This is a genomic window from Microvirga sesbaniae (assembly GCF_025460805.1).
GTDB lineage: Bacteria > Pseudomonadota > Alphaproteobacteria > Rhizobiales > Beijerinckiaceae > Microvirga > Microvirga sesbaniae.
The window spans coordinates 85,453-102,146 of the sequence record NZ_JAMXFJ010000013.1; the positions used below are offsets into that span (position 1 = coordinate 85,453).

At 67.2% G+C, this 16,694-nt stretch carries 18 protein-coding genes and 1 tRNA gene; 9 read left to right on the forward strand and 10 right to left on the reverse strand.

Features of this window, described 5'->3' with window-relative positions; translation table 11 throughout:
* Positions 1 to 87 precede the first annotated feature (87 nt).
* Both OCW50_RS18145 and OCW50_RS18150 read left to right on the forward strand, forming a co-directional pair.
* Positions 88 to 1,194 (forward strand): AI-2E family transporter, encoded by a 1,107-nt coding sequence (locus OCW50_RS18145; protein WP_262272208.1) that lies wholly within the window; start codon positions 88 to 90, stop codon positions 1,192 to 1,194.
* Between the two features lie 33 nt (positions 1,195 to 1,227).
* On the forward strand, positions 1,228 to 2,067 hold the full coding sequence (locus OCW50_RS18150; protein ID WP_262298540.1) for a DUF1206 domain-containing protein: 840 nt from the start codon (positions 1,228 to 1,230) through the stop codon (positions 2,065 to 2,067).
* 22 nt (positions 2,068 to 2,089) lie between these two features.
* On the opposite strand, the gene OCW50_RS18155 is transcribed toward OCW50_RS18150, so the two are convergent.
* Positions 2,090 to 2,166: transfer RNA gene (locus OCW50_RS18155), tRNA-Arg, on the reverse strand.
* A gap of 181 nt (positions 2,167 to 2,347) precedes the next feature.
* On the reverse strand, positions 2,348 to 2,944 hold the full coding sequence (locus OCW50_RS18160) for a hypothetical protein (RefSeq protein ID WP_262298541.1): 597 nt from the start codon (positions 2,942 to 2,944) through the stop codon (positions 2,348 to 2,350).
* 180 nt (positions 2,945 to 3,124) lie between these two features.
* Here OCW50_RS18160 and OCW50_RS18165 point away from each other — a divergent pair, with 180 nt between their 5' ends.
* The 5 genes from OCW50_RS18165 to OCW50_RS18185 all read left to right on the forward strand — a co-directional run bounded on the left by OCW50_RS18165 (position 3,125) and on the right by OCW50_RS18185 (position 6,229).
* Positions 3,125 to 3,337 carry a sugar phosphorylase gene (locus OCW50_RS18165; protein WP_262272227.1) on the forward strand — a complete coding sequence of 71 codons (213 nt, stop codon included), beginning with the start codon at positions 3,125 to 3,127 and terminating at the stop codon, positions 3,335 to 3,337.
* 215 nt (positions 3,338 to 3,552) lie between these two features.
* On the forward strand, positions 3,553 to 3,699 hold the full coding sequence (locus tag OCW50_RS18170; RefSeq protein ID WP_262298542.1) for a hypothetical protein: 147 nt from the start codon (positions 3,553 to 3,555) through the stop codon (positions 3,697 to 3,699).
* The gene (locus OCW50_RS18175; protein ID WP_262298543.1) at positions 3,696 to 3,926 is read left to right on the forward strand and encodes a hypothetical protein; all 231 of its coding nucleotides are present in this window, start codon (positions 3,696 to 3,698) and stop codon (positions 3,924 to 3,926) included. The genes OCW50_RS18170 and OCW50_RS18175 overlap by 4 nt, the downstream gene beginning before the upstream one ends.
* 53 nt (positions 3,927 to 3,979) lie before the next feature.
* Positions 3,980 to 4,798: a thermonuclease family protein gene (locus OCW50_RS18180; RefSeq protein ID WP_262298544.1), complete on the forward strand. Its 819-nt coding sequence runs from the start codon at positions 3,980 to 3,982 to the stop codon at positions 4,796 to 4,798.
* Between the two features lie 6 nt (positions 4,799 to 4,804).
* Positions 4,805 to 6,229, forward strand: a complete 1,425-nt coding sequence (locus OCW50_RS18185) for a M48 family metalloprotease (protein ID WP_262298545.1) — start codon at positions 4,805 to 4,807, stop codon at positions 6,227 to 6,229.
* 249 nt (positions 6,230 to 6,478) lie between these two features.
* Here OCW50_RS18185 and OCW50_RS18190 read toward each other — a convergent pair whose 3' ends face one another.
* The 6 genes from OCW50_RS18190 to OCW50_RS18215 form a co-directional block, all read right to left on the reverse strand.
* The gene (locus tag OCW50_RS18190) at positions 6,479 to 7,351 is read right to left on the reverse strand and encodes an RNA polymerase factor sigma-32 (protein WP_262272493.1); all 873 of its coding nucleotides are present in this window, start codon (positions 7,349 to 7,351) and stop codon (positions 6,479 to 6,481) included.
* Positions 7,352 to 7,515: 164 nt separating this feature from the next.
* Entirely contained in the window at positions 7,516 to 8,100 is a 585-nt protein-coding gene (locus OCW50_RS18195) for a CarD family transcriptional regulator (RefSeq protein WP_173948118.1), read from the reverse strand.
* A gap of 571 nt (positions 8,101 to 8,671) precedes the next feature.
* The gene (gene fdxA, locus OCW50_RS18200; RefSeq protein ID WP_262298546.1) at positions 8,672 to 9,010 is read right to left on the reverse strand and encodes a ferredoxin FdxA; all 339 of its coding nucleotides are present in this window, start codon (positions 9,008 to 9,010) and stop codon (positions 8,672 to 8,674) included.
* A 50-nt stretch (positions 9,011 to 9,060) separates the two neighbouring features.
* Positions 9,061 to 9,363 (reverse strand): RNA-binding S4 domain-containing protein, encoded by a 303-nt coding sequence (locus OCW50_RS18205; protein WP_262272514.1) that lies wholly within the window; start codon positions 9,361 to 9,363, stop codon positions 9,061 to 9,063.
* 13 nt (positions 9,364 to 9,376) lie between these two features.
* Entirely contained in the window at positions 9,377 to 12,589 is a 3,213-nt protein-coding gene (locus tag OCW50_RS18210; protein WP_262298547.1) for a helicase-related protein, read from the reverse strand.
* A 252-nt stretch (positions 12,590 to 12,841) separates the two neighbouring features.
* Positions 12,842 to 13,717 (reverse strand): DUF3108 domain-containing protein, encoded by an 876-nt coding sequence (locus OCW50_RS18215; protein ID WP_262298548.1) that lies wholly within the window; start codon positions 13,715 to 13,717, stop codon positions 12,842 to 12,844.
* A gap of 235 nt (positions 13,718 to 13,952) precedes the next feature.
* Here OCW50_RS18215 and rpmB point away from each other — a divergent pair, with 235 nt between their 5' ends.
* The gene (gene rpmB, locus OCW50_RS18220; protein ID WP_036354407.1) at positions 13,953 to 14,243 is read left to right on the forward strand and encodes a 50S ribosomal protein L28; all 291 of its coding nucleotides are present in this window, start codon (positions 13,953 to 13,955) and stop codon (positions 14,241 to 14,243) included.
* 100 nt (positions 14,244 to 14,343) lie between these two features.
* Complete coding sequence (locus OCW50_RS18225) at positions 14,344 to 14,976, forward strand: queuosine precursor transporter (RefSeq protein ID WP_262272497.1); 633 nt, start codon at positions 14,344 to 14,346, stop codon at positions 14,974 to 14,976.
* A 96-nt stretch (positions 14,977 to 15,072) separates the two neighbouring features.
* Here OCW50_RS18225 and OCW50_RS18230 read toward each other — a convergent pair whose 3' ends face one another.
* Both OCW50_RS18230 and OCW50_RS18235 read right to left on the reverse strand, forming a co-directional pair.
* Positions 15,073 to 15,822, reverse strand: a complete 750-nt coding sequence (locus OCW50_RS18230; RefSeq protein WP_262272498.1) for a proteasome-type protease — start codon at positions 15,820 to 15,822, stop codon at positions 15,073 to 15,075.
* Positions 15,823 to 15,875: 53 nt separating this feature from the next.
* A complete protein-coding gene (locus OCW50_RS18235; RefSeq protein WP_262298549.1) occupies positions 15,876 to 16,694 on the reverse strand; it encodes a transglutaminase family protein in 819 nt (272 codons plus the stop codon).

The following is a 16,694-nucleotide window of genomic DNA, read 5'->3' on the forward strand; positions in this document are numbered from 1 at the left end:
AAGCGGCGCGTCGTTCGGGGGTGACCCCAAGGGCCACGTGAGCGAACACCGGATCCCCTTTTCCGCACGATGCGCTAGATTCCCTCTATGCAAGAGAGAGCCGCCGTCACCCTTCCGAAACCGCCTGACGCGCGCACGCGCCGGACGACCCGCTTCGTCGGCGCGGCGCTTCTCCTCGGGCTGACGCTCTGGATGATCCAGTCCTATCTCGTCACGCTCGGCTGGGCGGTGATCATCGCCATCAGCGTCTGGCCGCTCTACCGGCGGATCCGCGCCCGCCTCGAGGGCTCCCGCATCGCCGCACCGCTGCTCGTGACGATCGGGCTTGCGGCCCTTCTCCTGGTTCCGGTCGCCCTTGTGCTCACCGAGATCGGCCGCGAAGGGCAGTTCGCCGTGCAGTGGGTCACGGACGTTCAGCAGAACGGCCTTCCCGTGCCCGATTGGGTGAACCGCCTGCCCGTGATCGGCGGGCACCTGGCACCCTGGTGGCAGGCGCATCTGAGCCAGCCGCACGCCGCCGAGCAGCTCCTGACCGGCATCGACAGCCAGACCCTGACCGACTGGTCGAAGAGCCTCGGTGGCGCGCTGGCCTCGCATGTGCTCCATGCCTTCCTGACGTTTCTCACCCTGTTCATTTTGCTGCGCAACGGTGACGAGGCCGCCCGTCACGTCCTCAACGCCATCGATCGCTGGTTCGGGCGGCCGGGCGAGAGCCTGGCCGAGACCATGGCGACGGCCGTGCGGGGCACGGTGAACGGAACGATCCTGGTGGCCGTGGGCGAAGGGATCCTGATCGGCATCGGCTTCCTGGTGGCCGGCGTGCCGAATGCCATCCTGTTCGCCCTCCTCACCGCGGCTTTCGCGATGCTGCCGCTGGGCGCGTGGTTCGCCTTCGGGGCCGCGGCCATCGCGTTGGTGCTCTCGGGCGGATCGATGCTTGCGGCCGCCGGCGTCGTCGGCTGGGGCGCGCTCATCATGCTGGTCGGGGACAATGTCGTTCAGCCGGCCCTGATCGGCGGAGCGGTCGAACTGCCCTTCCTCTGGACTCTGCTCGGCATCCTCGGCGGCCTGGAAACCTTCGGGCTGATCGGCCTTTTCCTCGGCCCGGTCCTGATGGCCGCGCTTCTGACGATCTGGCGCCAGCAGAGCAGGCCCGTCTCCGAGCGGCCGCAAGGAACATCCATGAAGGCTTGACGGTTCATCTGTACCAGACCGGAGCCGCCCGCCATGCCCACGATCAGTCGCAATCCCGTCGAGACCCTGGCCCGTCTCGGGTATGGCGCGCGCGGCGTGGTCTATGGCCTCGTCGGAGGCCTGGCCCTTCTGGCGGCCATCGGATCCGGCGGCCAGACGGGGGGAAGCCGCAGCGCTCTGCAATCCCTGCTCTCGCAGCCTTTCGGCAAGCTCTGGCTGACCTTGATCGCCCTCGGCCTGTTCGGCTTCTGCGCGTGGCGCGTCCTGGAGGCCCTGACCGACGCGGACCACCGGGGCTCCGACCTGAAAGGCTGGGGCGTGAGGGGCGCGCATCTGATCAGCGGCGTCATCTATGCCGGCCTGTCGATCTCGGCCCTGAAACTCGCCCTCGGCCGCGGCTCGGGCGGCGGCGAGGATCAGGCCGCTCAGGACTGGACGGCCTGGCTCATGAGCCAGCCCTTCGGCCAATGGCTCGTCGGACTCGTCGGCCTGGCCATCGCCGGAACGGGCCTGGCCTTCATGGCGAAGGCCTGGCGCGGCGACGTCACGGAGCGCCTGGCGCTGCCGGCCGACAAGCGGGACTGGTTCATCCTCCTCGGCCGCATGGGCTTTGCCGCCCGCGGCGTGGTCTTCCTCGTGATCGGGGGCTTCCTCGTCCTCGCCGCCCTTCACGCCTCGTCCTCGGACGTCCATGGGCTCGGGGGCGCGCTCCAGGCCCTGCAGCAGCAGCCCTATGGCTGGGTGCTCCTGGCGCTCACGGCGCTGGGCCTCTTCGCCTTCGGCCTCTTCGGCCTCGTCCAGGCCCGCTACCGCCACATCGACGCGCCCGACCTCGACGACGCCAAAGCCGTGGTCGCGCGGGTGGGACGGTGAGCCGTCGCGAGGCGGGGAAAACTGGCGATCCCGGGAAGACTCGAACTTCCGACCTTCGGTTTAGGAAACCGCTGCTCTGTCCTGCTGAGCTACGGGACCGCGTGAGGACAGGGGATTTAGCACGGTCGGCAGGGTCATTCCAGAGGGTTGCCGTTCTTCGTCAGCGCAGAACGCATCGGCATGATCACCGTACCCCCCGGTCCCCCGTTCTGCCGGCTTCGAGGCCGCCGTGTCGCCGGTCACGGGCACGGCGGCCGGAGCGGAGATGCGGCCGGGTCGGCTACCGTGTCATGGGCTCTCCGGTCTGAACCGGCAGCATGAGGTGTTCGTAGGGCGTGTCCGGCCACATCACATAGGGCTGCGCGGTGTCGGGCTTCGGGGATCTGGGATAGCCCTCCATCATGCCCTTGGCTCCGACGACCATGACATGCGGGCCGGTCTCGACCCAGTTGTTGTTGGGTTCCGGCTTTTGGGCATAGGGATCGGTGTTGCTGGCATCGGTGCCGCCGGACAGCATGTACATGAAGCCGACCTTGTTTCTCGGCGGCTCCTTCTTCTCGAACCAGGCCTGGGCCCACTCCATGGCATTCTGGTCGCCGCACATAGGATCGGGTCCGGGCGAGTTCGGATTGTCCGCCAGACAGGTGAAGCCGTTCGTCCCCTTGCGGACGACGCGGGTCTTCCCGTCCGGCGCGACGTCGATGATGGTCGCGTCCTTGGCGACGGCCGGCGGCGCCGCCGTCATGGCGCTCCTGATGATGTCCTCGTCGCTCGTGGAGCCCGCCATGCCCTGGTGCTGGGCGGACGCGACGCCGCCGAGGGCGAATGTCGGGATGAGGCTGCACGCGATCCAAGCGAGAGCGTGATGCCTGTTCATGGCTCACCTCCTGTGGCTGGGCGACCGGCCTGCCCATTCTACTCCCATCGCGCCGCCCTGGGGAGGCACCATGGGGAGGCATCGCGTCCGGGAGCATGCACGCCTCTGCCCGGACGATTTGAGCCGCGACGGAACCCGCTCCGCTCCGACCGGTTTGTTGAGGGCAACCGGAGGCCTATCATGGCGCAGACGCTTCGAGACTTCCTGAAACGGGTCGAGAACCTTCCTCCCGATACCCTGCTCTGCGTGGCCGAGGTGGACGAGGCGTTTGCCGCGCACGTCGAGGAGATCGAGATCGTCGAGGATGCCAAGTCGCAGAACCGGAAGGCGGAGGGGACCGAAGCGGTCGAGCTCGGCAACGGTCACCAGAGGGTGGTGGTGATCCGCTGGTGACCCGCTGGTGATCCGCTGGTGATCCGCTGGTGATCTTGGAGCTTCGCGTCCGACCCTGGAAAAACACCCTGATCTTGGCCGCAACAATTCGCCCCCGCCGCCATTGATGTCCCGGGAAAACGGTTCCTGCCGGCCTGCGGCTCTCTCCTGAAGGTGGGAGCTCCCCGGTCCGGCCGTCGTTCCGTCCCGGCACGACAACCAGTCAGGATCTCACCATGACGAAAAACATCCCAGGCTCGCGCACGAACCCTGAGGGCATCCCCCAGGAAGGCCATGGCGGCTCGAATGGACGCGGAACGCAGCACCAGCAGGGCAAGGACGGCAACGGCGCCCAGAAGCGCCAGCAAGAGAAGACATCATGAGCAGCACCGGCAATCGCAGCCATCCGAACGAGACCCGCATCGCGGGTCGTCCGAAGGACGACAAGGCTCACGGCGATGCGGGCGGCAAGCCCGAGTTCGACAAGCCCGAGATCGGCAAGCAGGGCGGCGCAACCCATCAGGAGAGCCGCGACCACAACAAGCACAACAATGCCGCGCAGAGCGGTCACGCGCCGCAGAAGCACAGCCCGGCGCAGGAAAAGCACTGAGCGGCCCGATTCAAGCGTAGCCGTTCTGCGTCAAACGGGTATGATCCCGTCCGATGACGGGATCGACCCTGAAAGCTTTCTGGGGCGCAGGCCTCGGGATCGTCCTGACGATCCCGGCCGGCTGGGCGCAGCCCCTTTCGCCGGCACGACGGTTGCCGGGCTGCCTGGCCGAGGCCCGGCCCGACCGGCTCCAGACCCTGTCCCCGGAGGGTGATCTCGTTCTCGCCTCGGGTCTCCTGGCCCGGCTCGCCGGCATCCGGCTTCCCGACGAGGGACCGCACCGCGTGGCGGCCTTGGCCCGGCTGCGGGCCTGGGCGGACCAGCCCATCCTCATCCAGGCCGCCGCCGGTCCGGACCGCTGGAGCCGCGTTCCCGCCCGCGTCCGGTCCTCCGGCCAGACCCCTCCGGCCGAATGGAGTCATGCCCTCGTCGAGGCCGGCATCGCCATGGTGGATGCGGGGCTCGACGATCCCTTCTGCCAGCCCGAACTGCTCGCTTTCGAGGCCGCCGCCCGCGAAGGACGCCTTGGTCTTTGGGCCGATGACCGCTATAAGCCCGTGGACGTCAATGAATCCGAGCGCCTGCGGGACCGAATCGGGAGCTTCGTGCTGGTCGAGGGTCGCGTCAGGAGCATCGGGGAGCGCGCGCAACGCACCTATTTGAATTTCGGGGGGCACTGGGCAGAAGACTTCACGATCATCATCCCGAGGAAGACCTGGAGGCAGATGTCGGACCGCGGCATGGGCGCCGAGGCGCTCAAGGGTCGGCGAATCCGGGCCCGAGGCATTTTGCAGCCTTGGCAAGGGGCGGCCCTCTCCATTGTCATACCGGATATGATCGAGCGCCTCGAAGGCGGTCGCCTGCCACGATGAACGAGCATGAGCATCACACGTCCGACAGGTAGCTTCAGAGGTCTCGCCACCGTCATGCTCGGCGCCATGCTTGCAGGGTGCACCGGCTTCGGCGGGGACGTTTCGCTGCCCGCCAACGCGCCCCGGGTGATCGGCCCGGACAGAGACCGGGACCATATCAGGCTCGTGAGGGCCTTCGGGGGCGAAGGCCGGGCGCCCCAGCTCCAGCAGATGCTCACCGATGTGACCAACCGGCTCGTCATGGCCACCGACCGGCCCGACGAGGCCTTCCAGGTGACGATCCTGAACTCGCCCGTGGTCAACGCTTTCGCCCTGCCGAATGGGCGCCTCTACGTGACCCGCGGGCTTCTTGCGCTCGCCAACGACACGTCCGAGGTGGCGGCCGTTCTGTCCCACGAGATCGCCCATGTCACCCTTCGCCACGCGTCCCAGCGCAGCGAGCTGCAGGCCCGCTCGGAGCTGATCGAGCGCGTGGCCGAGAACGTGCTGAACGACGCCGAGGAAGCCGCCGTGGCGCAGAGCCAGGCCCGTTCGACGCTGGCGAGCTTCTCGCGGGCCCAGGAGCTCGAGGCGGACCGGACCGGCGTCAAGGTGCTGGCCCGGGCCGGGTTCGATCCCTACGGGGCCTCGCGCTTCCTGACCGCCCTGGGACGCTCGGGCACGAGTTCCGACAGTTCGACCGCGGAGCGGAACGCCTCGCACCCGCGCACGGACGACCGGGTGGCCCGGTCGCTCCAGGCGGCCCGGCGCACGGGGATGCAGGGCACCGGCGAGACCGGACGCCTCGCCTATCTCACGGCCCTGGACGGGCTCTCCTATGGGGACGACCCGGCCGACGGGGTCGTGAAGGGCCGCCGCTTCATCCATTCGAGGCTCGGCGTCGCCTTCGAGGCGCCGGAGGGCTTCACCCTGGAGAACACCTCCCAGGCCGTGCTCGGCGCCTCGAGCGACGGCGAGCGTCGTCTTCTGTTCGATGCGGCCGACACGCCGGAGGGGCAGAGCCTCGAGGATGTGCTGCGCTCCACCTGGACCGACACCCTCGAACCCGGCACCCTGACCACCGGAACGGTGAACGGCCTGCCGGTGGTCACCGCCCTGTCCAACGGCAAGGAATGGACCTTCCGCCTCTCGGCCATCCGGATCGGCAGCACCACCTACCGGCTCATCATGGCGACCCGGGGCAACAGGGGAGACCTGGAGGCGATCTTCCAGCAGACCCTCAACAGCGTCCGGCAGGTGCAGCCGGACGAGGCCCGCCGGATCAGGCCGCTCAAGATCCAGATCGTCACGGCCCAGCGCGGCGACACGGCGCAGTCCCTGGCGGCCCGGATGCCGGTCGACCGGGCGCTCGAGAAGTTCCTGCTCCTCAACGGGCTCGCCGGGAACGACGCCCTCAAGGTCGGCGAGCGCTACAAGATCGTCGTGGAATAGGCCTGCCGGGTCCTAAAGCATCGGACCCAAAAGTGGACTTGCACTTTTGGGATCCATCCGATGCGTTCTTCTTGGATGAGAGCATCGGTCAGAACGGAAAACTGGGAACCGGTTTTGCGTGAAAAGATGCTCCACGCCAAAAGCCTGAAGCATCGGGCGTGAGGTCGAGTCCACGTCCGATTGGGTAAAAATGAAAGCGGCGAGCCGGTCACCAGCTCACCGCGTGCATGTCCTGCGAACCCGGACCCGTCAGACGAAGGCGCCGGAGGCCTGGGGGTACTTCTCCACCAGGGCGCGCTTGAGCTTCTCCAGAGCGCGGTTCTCGATCTGGCGCACCCGCTCCTTGGAGATTCCGAGCCGGTCGCCGAGGAATTCTAGGGTCACCTGCTCGTCGTCGAGGCGGCGCGCGCGCAGGATCCGCAATTCACGCTCGTTGAGGACCTCGAGCGCCTGCTGCAGCCAGCGTACCCGGCGCTCGGTATCGATGACGTCGCTGACGCTCTCGTCCGGCAGCGGGCTGTTGTCGACCAGGAACTCGACGCGCTCGGCGGAATTGCCCGGATCCGCGTCCAGGACCGGGGCGTTGAGGGAGGTGTCCGGCGCGGACAGCCGGGCGTCCATGAGGGCGACGTCCGCCTTCGAAACCCCGATCGCCTCGGCGATCTTTTCGTGCACGTCGGAGGAGATGCGCTCTTCGCCGCCGCGGGTCAGGCGGGCGCGCAGGCGACGCAGATTGAAGAAAAGCGCCTTCTGAGCGGAACTCGTTCCGCCGCGAACGATTGACCAATTGCGAAGGATGTAATCTTGCACGGAGGCACGGATCCACCAGGTCGCATAAGTCGAGAAGCGGACCTCGCGTTCGGGCTCGAACCGGGCGGCGGCTTCGAGAAGACCCACGTGACCTTCCTGAACCAGGTCGGCCATGGGCAGGCCGTAGTGGCGGAAACGGGCTGCCAGCGCGATGACGAGGCGCATATGGGCAGCCGTCAGTTGATGAAGTGCCGCTTCGTCGCCGGCCTCTTTCCAGCGCACGGCAAGTTGATGCTCCTCGTCTCTTTCGAGAAAAGGTGCATTCATGGCTGCGCGGACGAACCGGCGGCGAACCCCTGAGATTTCTCCCATTGTGTGCTCTCCCTTGGCAGAGACACAACGAGCGAGGCCAGGAAAAGTTCACTTCCAACAGCCAAGTTTTGCGAAATAGATTCCTGCTGGTGAAAAACAAGGCATCCGGCCACAAAAAAGCCCGGCAAAGGCCGGGCTTTTTCGAAAGGCGGGAGCACCCGCGATCAGGCGGCCTCTTCCTGGAGATCGTCACCCTCGCCCTCGCCGTCGGCCTCGGCGCCCTTGGCGCGGCGCGGCGACTTGGCAAGGCTCTGCTCGATCAGCTTGAGGGCTTCCGTGTCGGTGATCTTGTTCACGGCGGCGATTTCGCGCACGACGCGGTCGAGAGCGGATTCGTAGAGCTGGCGCTCGCTGTAGGACTGCTCGGGCTGGGCCTCGGAGCGGTAGAGATCGCGCACGACCTCGGTCACGGCGATCAGATCGCCGGAATTGATCTTGGCCTCATATTCCTGAGCGCGACGCGACCACATGGTGCGCTTCACGCGGGCACGACCCGTCAGAACGTCCAGGGCCTTTTGGACCAGGGCCGGCTCGGCAAGCTTGCGCATGCCGACACTGGAGGCTTTACCGGTCGGAACCCGAAGGACCATCTTGTCCTTGTCGAAGGAGACCACGTACAGCTCCAGTTTGAAACCAGCGATCTCCTGCTCTTCGATGGCCGTGATGCGGCCGACACCGTGAGCGGGATAGACGATCGCTTCACCGGACTTGAACCCAAGGCGCGGGGCGGACTTCTTGGCGGTTGTCATGCGAGAGAGGCCTCCTTGCATGGTCCTCGCTTGGCAGCGAGGAAGCTGTGGTTCCACCGGGCAGGGACCCAGGGGAACGAGGATAGGATTCGAGTGTCGCGGAACTTGACTATTCCGCTCGTCTCCCTGATGTAAGCCAGCGGCTACAAACGCTCATACCCTTGACCAAGGCAGCAACGCTCCCTTAAGTCAAAGGACGCGAATCTTTGCTTCATTGTGTGAACCGCCGGTCTGCGGGGACGGTGCACGGCTTGAGCGCAAGCGACGGCATTTGCGGACCCTATCACAGTCCGGCCGAAAAAGCAAAAATATTCCAACGGATAGCGTAAAGAGCGCCCGTTTCGGGCCGCGCCGGAGGGCTGACGCAACGTCCGGCAAAGCGGTTCCGGTTTTCCACTCCGAACGAATCGTTCTCGGGAAAGAGCGGTCAGGCGCCCTCCCGGTGTCCCGCAGCAGGGTCGGGTCTCGAGCCCATCCTGCCGCCCCGGGGGCGTCCGCGACCCGAACGATGTGCCGATTCAAGAAATGAGCATCGGACCCGAGAGTGGGTCCACTCTTCACGTCCGGTGCTTTAGTCGCCGTCGCCCGGATTGGCCGAGAAATACGTCTCGAACTTGCCCGCTACCCCGTCGAATTCCTTCGCGTCGGCGGGCGGATCCTTCTTGATGGTGATGTTGGGCCAGCTCTTGGCCATGTCTGCATTGAGCTTCAGCCAATGCTCGAGGCCGGGCTCCGCATCGGGCTTGATGGCCTCGGCCGGGCATTCCGGCTCGCAGACGCCGCAGTCGATGCACTCGTCGGGATGGATGACGAGCATGTTCTCGCCCTCGTAGAAGCAATCGACCGGGCAGACCTCGACGCAGTCCATGTATTTGCACTTGATGCAATTTTCAGTGACGACGTAGGTCATGAAGGGTCCTTCGAAGGTCTTTCGGCAGATGAGAACAACGCGCCGCCGCTCTAGCGGTTGTCGGGGTCGCTGACAAGCGCCGCGTTGGCCTGGTTGAGTTCTATGTAGAGCTGCCTTGCTTCCGTTGCAGGACCCCGGCGCTCGCCCAGGCTCTCGACCCGGACCACCACGGCGGTCCGGGGCAGCGCGACGGTCACCACGTCGCCGACGGCCACCGCCTTGGCGGCGTTATCGGTGCGCTGGCCGTTGAGCCGGACGAAGCCGCTCGTCACCAGCTTGGCGGCGAGCGTCCGGGTTTTCGCGAAGCGCGCGAACCACAGCCACTTGTCGAGCCGCTGCCGGTCCTCACGCATGCGCGTCACGCCCTCACTTCTTGCTGTCCTCGAGCTGGGCCTTGAGGGCCATCAGCTTGGCGAAGGGCGAGTTCGGGTCCGGCTGCTTCTCGCGCCGCTCGTGACCGCCGTCGCGGCGGTTCTCGGGTCGCTTGTCGGGACGGGGCCCCCGGCGCTCCTCCCCGCGGCCCGGGCCGCGCGGCGGACGGTTCTGCGGCCGGCCGCCCTCCCCCTGCGCCTCGCGGCGGTCGGGACGGGGACGGCGCTCGCCGGCCTGGTCGCCCGGGGCGTCGCCATGGCGCGGACGCCGGTCGCCGCGATCCTGACGGTCGCCGCGTTCGTGCCGTCCACCGCGGGCCTCTCGGCCGTGACGGGCGTGGCCGCCCTCGTGGTGGCGCCGGCCCTGACGCCAGACCTCGATCGTCTCGGGTTCGGCGGGGGTTTCAGCCGGGAGGTCCGAGGGGACCTCCGAGGGGACTTCCGAGGGGACAGCCGACGGGAGGTCCGAAGGGGCTTCGGCAGGGCTCTCGGCGGACACGGCCTCGGCGGGCGCCAGAGCCTGGCCCTCGGGCGAGGCCACGGCCTCGGCGGCGCTCGTCGCCAAGTCCTGCGCCGAGGCGTCCTGCGCCGAGACGCTCGCGTCGGGCTCCGCCACGGCGACGGCGCCGATCTCCTCCGTGCCGACGGCTGCTTCGGGCGCCTCTTCGGCCGGAGCGGCCGTCTCGCTCGCGGCGGCCGCCGGCGGCTCGACGGCCTTCGGGGCCTCGACCAGCGGCACCGTGATGGCCGGGCCGGGACGGCGCTCCATCACGTAGCCGAGGGACTTGAGGATCGTGGCGAAATCCTCGCCCGCGCAGCCCACGAGGGACGTCATGGACACGGTCGGAACGAAGCTTTCCCCATCGGCGGCGCCGGCCGGCGGCTCGCCCGGGGTGATTCCGGGCCGGTAGGCGATGGCCGGACGGATCAGGTCGGCCAGACGCTCCAGGATGTCGACGCGGACGGCGCGGCCGCCCAGGACGCGGAAGCCGGCGGCCCGGTAGAGGCCGTGGGCGATCTCGGGATCGACCGGGATCGAGGTGCGGCCGGACTGAGCGAGATGGGCGATCTCGTCGATGCCCTTCTGCTCGAGGCCTCCGTTCTGCAGGGCCCAGAGCTGGGTCGCCAGGACCCGGGGCGCAGGCTTCAGAAGGGCCGGCAGGTAGAGATGATAGGCGCCGAACCGGACGCCCGCCTTGCGCAGGGCCCCGCGGGCGTCCTGGTCGAGGCTGCGCACGTCGTTGAGAACCTTCGCGCGCTCGAGCACGCCCAGAGCCTCGCCGATCTGGAACCCGATGCCGCGGGCCAGGCCCGTGAGCTCGGTGCTGTCCTCGAGCTGCAGCAGGGGTCCGAGCAGGCGCACCACATAGGCCTTCAGCCAGGCGCGCAGGCGAATGTCGACCTTGTCCCGGGCCGGCCCCGTGAGGTGCTCGTCCGAGAGGATGCGCACCCTGGGCTCGAACAGCTTGTCGCCGGCCTCCAGCTTGGCCACCGGGTCGCCCATCCACCGGATGGTGCCGTCGTTCGACAGCACGAGCATGGCGTCCGGCGTCTCGGCGAACCGGTCCGCCCGCGCCTCGATCTCGCCGGCCAGCGCCTTGCTGGCGGCGTTGCGCAGGGTCTTGGCCTCCGTCGTGTCAGCCTGGGGATCGGGCACGAAATGGAAGCCGTGCAGGTGACCGATGTGCTGACCCTCGACATTGACGTCGCCGGTGGTCGTGATTTCCGCTTCGAGCATCGTTTTCTCTCTCAAGCGCCGCATGAGAACGCTCGTCCGCCGGTCGATGAATCGTTGGGCGAGGCGTTCATGGAGCGCATCCGATAGCTTGTCCTCTACCTGACGCGCAACATCCTGCCAATGCTCTGGATCCTTCAACCAGTCGGGACGGTTAGCGACGAAGGACCAGGTCCTGACCTGGGCGATGCGGTTGGAGAGGGTGTCGATATCCCCATCGGTCCGGTCCATGGCGGACAGATGGCGGGCAAACCAGTCGGCCGGGATGGCTCCATCCTTCATGAGGAAACGATAGAGCTGGCCGACGAGATCCGCATGGGTCTGCGGAGAAACCTTCCGGTAATCCGGCACCTGGCAGATCTGCCAGAGACGCTCCACGGCATATTGGGAGCGCGTCATGCCCTTGATGTCGTCCTCCCGCGACAGGACCTCGAGGGCTGTCGCGTCCTCGCCCGTGGGCGCCCGCACGAGGCCGTGCTCCCGCGGCTGCACCCCGAGCGAATCGCGCAGGCGGGCCAGGGACGAGAAATCCAGGTCCGGGTTGCGCCATTGCAGGATGCGCACCGGATCGAAGGTATGGTTTTCGAGCGCCTCGACGGTTTCCGCGTCGAAGGGGGGGCAGCGGCCCGTGGACCCGAAGGTGCCGTCGCGCATGTAGCGGCCGGCGCGGCCGGCGATCTGGGCGAGTTCCGGATTGTTGAGCTTGCGGAACTGGAACCCGTCGAACTTCTTGTCGGACGCGAACGCCACATGATCCACGTCGAGGTTGAGGCCCATGCCGATGGCGTCGGTGGCGATCAGGTAGTCCACGTCCCCGTTCTGGTAGAGCTCGACCTGGGCGTTGCGCGTCCGGGGCGACAGCGCCCCCAGCACCACGGCGGCGCCGCCGCTCTGGCGGCGGATCAGCTCGGCGATGCCGTAGACCTCCTCGGCCGAGAACGCCACGATGGCCGAGCGGCGGGGCAGGCGCGAGACCTTCTTCTCGCCCGCGAAGGACAGCTTCGACAGGCGCGGCCGCGTGACCACGTGGACGCCCGGGATCAGGGCTTCGATGAGCGGCCGCATGGTGGCCGAGCCGATGAGAAGCGTCTCCTCGCGGCCACGCTGGTTGAGAAGCCGGTCGGTGAAGACGTGCCCCCGGTCGAGATCGCTGGCGAGCTGGATCTCGTCCACGGCCACGAAAGCCGGATCCAGGTCCCGCGGCATGGCCTCGACGGTCGAGATCCAGTAGCGCGGCCGGTCCGGCTTGATCTTCTCCTCGCCGGTGATCAGCGCCACGTTGTGGTGGCCCGCCTTCTCCACCACGCGATTGTAGACCTCGCGCGCGAGCAGACGCAGGGGCAGGCCGATCATGCCGCTGTCGTGACCGAGCATGCGCTCGATGGCCAGGTGGGTCTTGCCGGTATTGGTGGGGCCGAGCACGGCGGTCACGCCGCGCGAGCGCGCCTGCGGGGGAAGGGAACGACGGGCCATGCCTTGGTGACGGGTAATCGGAAAGGTCCCGGAGTGAGAGCCGAGAGGCTTTAGGACCGGAGACCGGCGCCGGGAGCCTTCTCTACAAAGCAGCCTCAGTCCCAAGCGGCGGGCTGCGGTTAACCCCTTATATGGTGCGAATGGCTGCTTTCGCTACCCGGATCGGCGCGAATGTCCATGGGACTTTCAGGACTTGGGGGAATTTGGGGAGGACTCGGGGAAGACTCGGGGAAGATTTGGATCCGTCCCGGCTTACGGCACGGCCTCGGCCTTGACGGTCTCGTCCCCCGTCTCGGCCTTCCGGGCGGGCGCGGACGTTTTGCCGCCCTCCAGCGACCACAGGGAGGCCTGCAGCTCGCCCATGCCGATCATGGTGCGGACCGAGATCTTGAGCGGAAAGAGCAGGCGCGGCCCCTCGACGGGCGCCAGCCACACGGACATGTCCTTGTTGTCCTGCATGAACTTCGTGGCCGGCCGCTCGCTCCGGTGGCCGGAAATCGGCACGTAGCGGGCATTGCAGACGAGGACGGGGCCGGAATAGCCCGCCATCTCGACTGTCTTCGTTTCCGCGTACGACAGGACCACGTTCATCCGGGACGCCCCGTCGAAGACCGGCAGGGTCCGGTCGCAATTGGCCGGGTCGGTGAGACCCTTGGAGGCTATGGCCGGCATCAGCAGCGCGCTCATGGGGTCGACCACGTCCCGCTTGTCGGCCGCCTTGACCGGGACCCGATCGGGCTTGGGCTCGAGGGGCGGCTCGATCTCGATCTTGGCCACCCGGCCGCTCTTCAGGCCCATGCGTACGGTACGCTGATTGTCGGAGGTCTTGGAAATCACCGCGAAACTGGTCGAGCGGGGCGGCGCGTCTCCGGCCAGGGTGCCGGACGCGTTGGCCTCGCCCTTGCCGCCGGTCAGGATCATGGCGAGCCCCGTCAGCTTCGCCCGCCCTTCCATCTCGTATCTCGCCCCGTTGAAGGACGAGGACAGGTCGGCCTTGCCCAAGGGAAGGCCGGCCAGGGTGATGTCATAGCTCACCTTCAGGGTCTGACCCTGCGGGCTCTGGGCTTGCGCGAGCGAGGCCGATCCGGCCAAGGTCAGGGTCACGAGAGCTGAGGCGATGAGGCGCATAAGGCGTTTCCGACAGTCTATTCCGTTGCATCGCACGAGATTCGGAACAGATAATGACCCTGGTGCTTCAAAAAAACGAGATGCGGCGTCGCACTATTCTTGACGCCCGCCCCTTTTTTGGCCTATAGGCTCGCACCTTCCAAGGACTTCTGGTGTCCGGCCGCGCGGGATCTGCGATCAGGCAAACCCGCGAATTCGAGGTCGCGACCCGTCATAGACGAATAGGATTGAACCCATGTCGCGCCGTTGCGAACTGACCGGCAAGGCCGTGCTGAGTGGCCACCTGGTGAGCCACTCGAACCGCAAGACGAAGCGGAAGTTCCTGCCGAACCTCTGCAACGTCACGCTCCAGTCTGACACCCTGCAGCGCTCCGTGCGCCTGCGCGTCTCCGCCAATGCGCTCCGCTCGGTCGAGCACCGCGGCGGCCTCGACGCCTTCCTGGCCAAGGCCAAGGCCGAGGAGCTCTCCACCACTGCCCTTGCGGTGAAGCGCGAGATCGAGAAGAAGCTCGCCGCCGCGAGCTGATTTCCCGATCCGCCGATCACATCTGCGCTGCGGGCGGCCTCGAGGCCGCCCGTTTTGCGTTGCTTCAATGGCTTAGCTGCCGTCCCGGGAAGAACCTGCCATGACCAAGCTCGACCGCCGCGACTTCCTCATCGCCCTGACGGCGATGACCCTGGTCGTCCTCTCGTCGAACATCCTGGTCCAGTATCCCTTCCAGCATCTGGGCCTGGGCGATTACCTGACCTGGGGCGCCTTCAGCTATCCGTTCTCGTTCCTGGTCACCGACCTGTCGAACCGGCGCTTCGGCCCCAGGGGCGCCCGCCGGGTGGTCTATGCCGGCTTCGTCCTGGCCGTCCTGCTCTCTGTCGTGCTCGCCTCGCCGCGCATCGCCATCGCGTCGGGCGCGGCCTTCCTGGTGGCCCAGCTTCTCGACATCCAGATCTTCTTCCGCCTGCGCGGCCATGCATGGTGGATGCCGCCCTTCGTGTCCTCGGTGATCTCCTCGGGTCTCGACACGGCGATCTTCTTCTCATTCGCCTTCTATTGCGGCGTGGTGCCCGGCCTCGGCCTCACCATCAGCGAGGCGCTCGGCCAGGTCGGCATCGCGGATCAGTGCATCGCCCTGCCCTGGGCCAATCTGGCGGTGGCCGACTACCTGGTGAAGCTCTCGCTCGCGGCGATCGCGATCGCCCCCTATGGAGCGGTTCTGCGGCTCATGCGCTCCGAGGCGAAGCACCACCATCAGGCGGCCTGAAGGACGCCGGACCTGCCATCCGGGTCCTCGTAGGCTCGCGCTCCGTTCGGCTCGGCTCGATCGGAGCGATCGACGGCCCCGCTCCCCGTGTCACCGTCAGAGAACCTCTTCCGCATAGGGCGGATGCGGGATGGCCTGGTGGGCCGCGCGCAAGGCGGCCGACCAGCGCTCGCGCAGGTCCCGGAAATAGGGCTCGTCCTCCTGGATCCGGTAGGTGATCTGGGTCTTCAGGGCGTCGCGCTTGGCCACCACGATGTCGATCGGCAGCCCAACGCCGAGATTCGACTTCAGGGTCGAGTCCATGGAGATGAGTCCGAGCTTGAGCGCCTCCACCAGGCTGGTGCCGTGGGAGATCGCGCGGTCGAGGATCGGCTTGCCGTATTTGGGCTCGCCGATCTGCAGGAAGGGCGTGTCGATCGTCGCCTCGATGGCGTTGCCGGCGGAATAGACCTGATAGAGCCGCATGGGCGCGGAGCCGATCTGCCCGCCGAGCAGCATGGTGACGTCGAAGGTCATCTGCCGCTTCTCGATCTCGACCCCGTCGACCTCGTAGACCTGGCGGATGGCACGGCCGACGAGCTGGGCGGCCTTGAACATGCTGGGCACCGTCAGGAGCGTCTCGACCGCGCCGGTCTCGGGATTCTCGAGCCCCTCGGTCAGCAGGGACAGGACCGACTGGCTCGCCGAGAGGTTGCCGGCCGTCGCCAGGGTGACGATGCGCTCGCCGGGCGTCTCGAACAGGTGCAGCTTGCGGAAGGTCGCGATGTTGTCGACGCCCGCATTGGTGCGCGTATCGGCGATCATGACGAGACCATCCCGCACCAGGATGCCGACACAATACGTCATGGGGGTTCCTCCAGGGGCCTTCTGGTCGAGTTGCTCAGCTGTCGAGGCCATTCTCACGCCTGTGCTTGACGGGCGCTTTCGATCCTCAGACGAACGTCGAGCGCTTCACGGGTGATTCCGTAATAGCTTCCTCGAACCGGGGCCGCATCAAGATAATCGAGCCCGATGGCCAATCTGACGTAGTGTTCCGTTGCGGAAACGGCATTGGCCGGGTCGAAACTCACCCAGCCGAGATCCGGGACATAGGCCTCGGCCCAGGCATGCCCCGCCTCCTGCTCGGCCTCCCCGGGCTTGTGCAGATAGCCCGATACGTAGCGGGCCGGAATGTTCAGGAAGCGGGCGGCGCCCAGGAAGACATGGGTGAAGTCCTGGCAGACCCCGTGGCCGGCCGCAAAGGCATCCGCGCCCGCGGTCGCGGCGCTCGTCGCCTGCGTGTCGAAGCGCAGGCGCTCGGGGATGGCGTTCATGAGCGCGTGGGCTTGGTCGAGGGGATTGGTGAAGCGGCCCGCCGTGAGTTCGGCGAAGTCGCGCAAGGCCGCGTCCGGCCGGGTCAGCGGCGTCTCCCGCAGGTAGAAGAGCTCCGGGAAGCGCTCGACCCCTCCCCGGACGAGGCCGGCCGTGTCCGTGGTCTCGACCTCGCCGGCCACATGCAGGGTGATCTGGCTCACGGGGCCCGAGACCGACAGGCTGTGGACGATGTTGCCGTACCAGTCCTCCCGGCGCATCAGCCGTCCGTCGCCGTCCAGGTCGATGGTCCAGGACAGGACCGTCTGGTTGTCCGATCCACGCGGGGTCAGTCGCAGGAGCTGGATCGCCGACTTGGCGGGCTCGCTGTAGTGATAGACCGTCTCGTGGGTGATGCGGATGCGCAT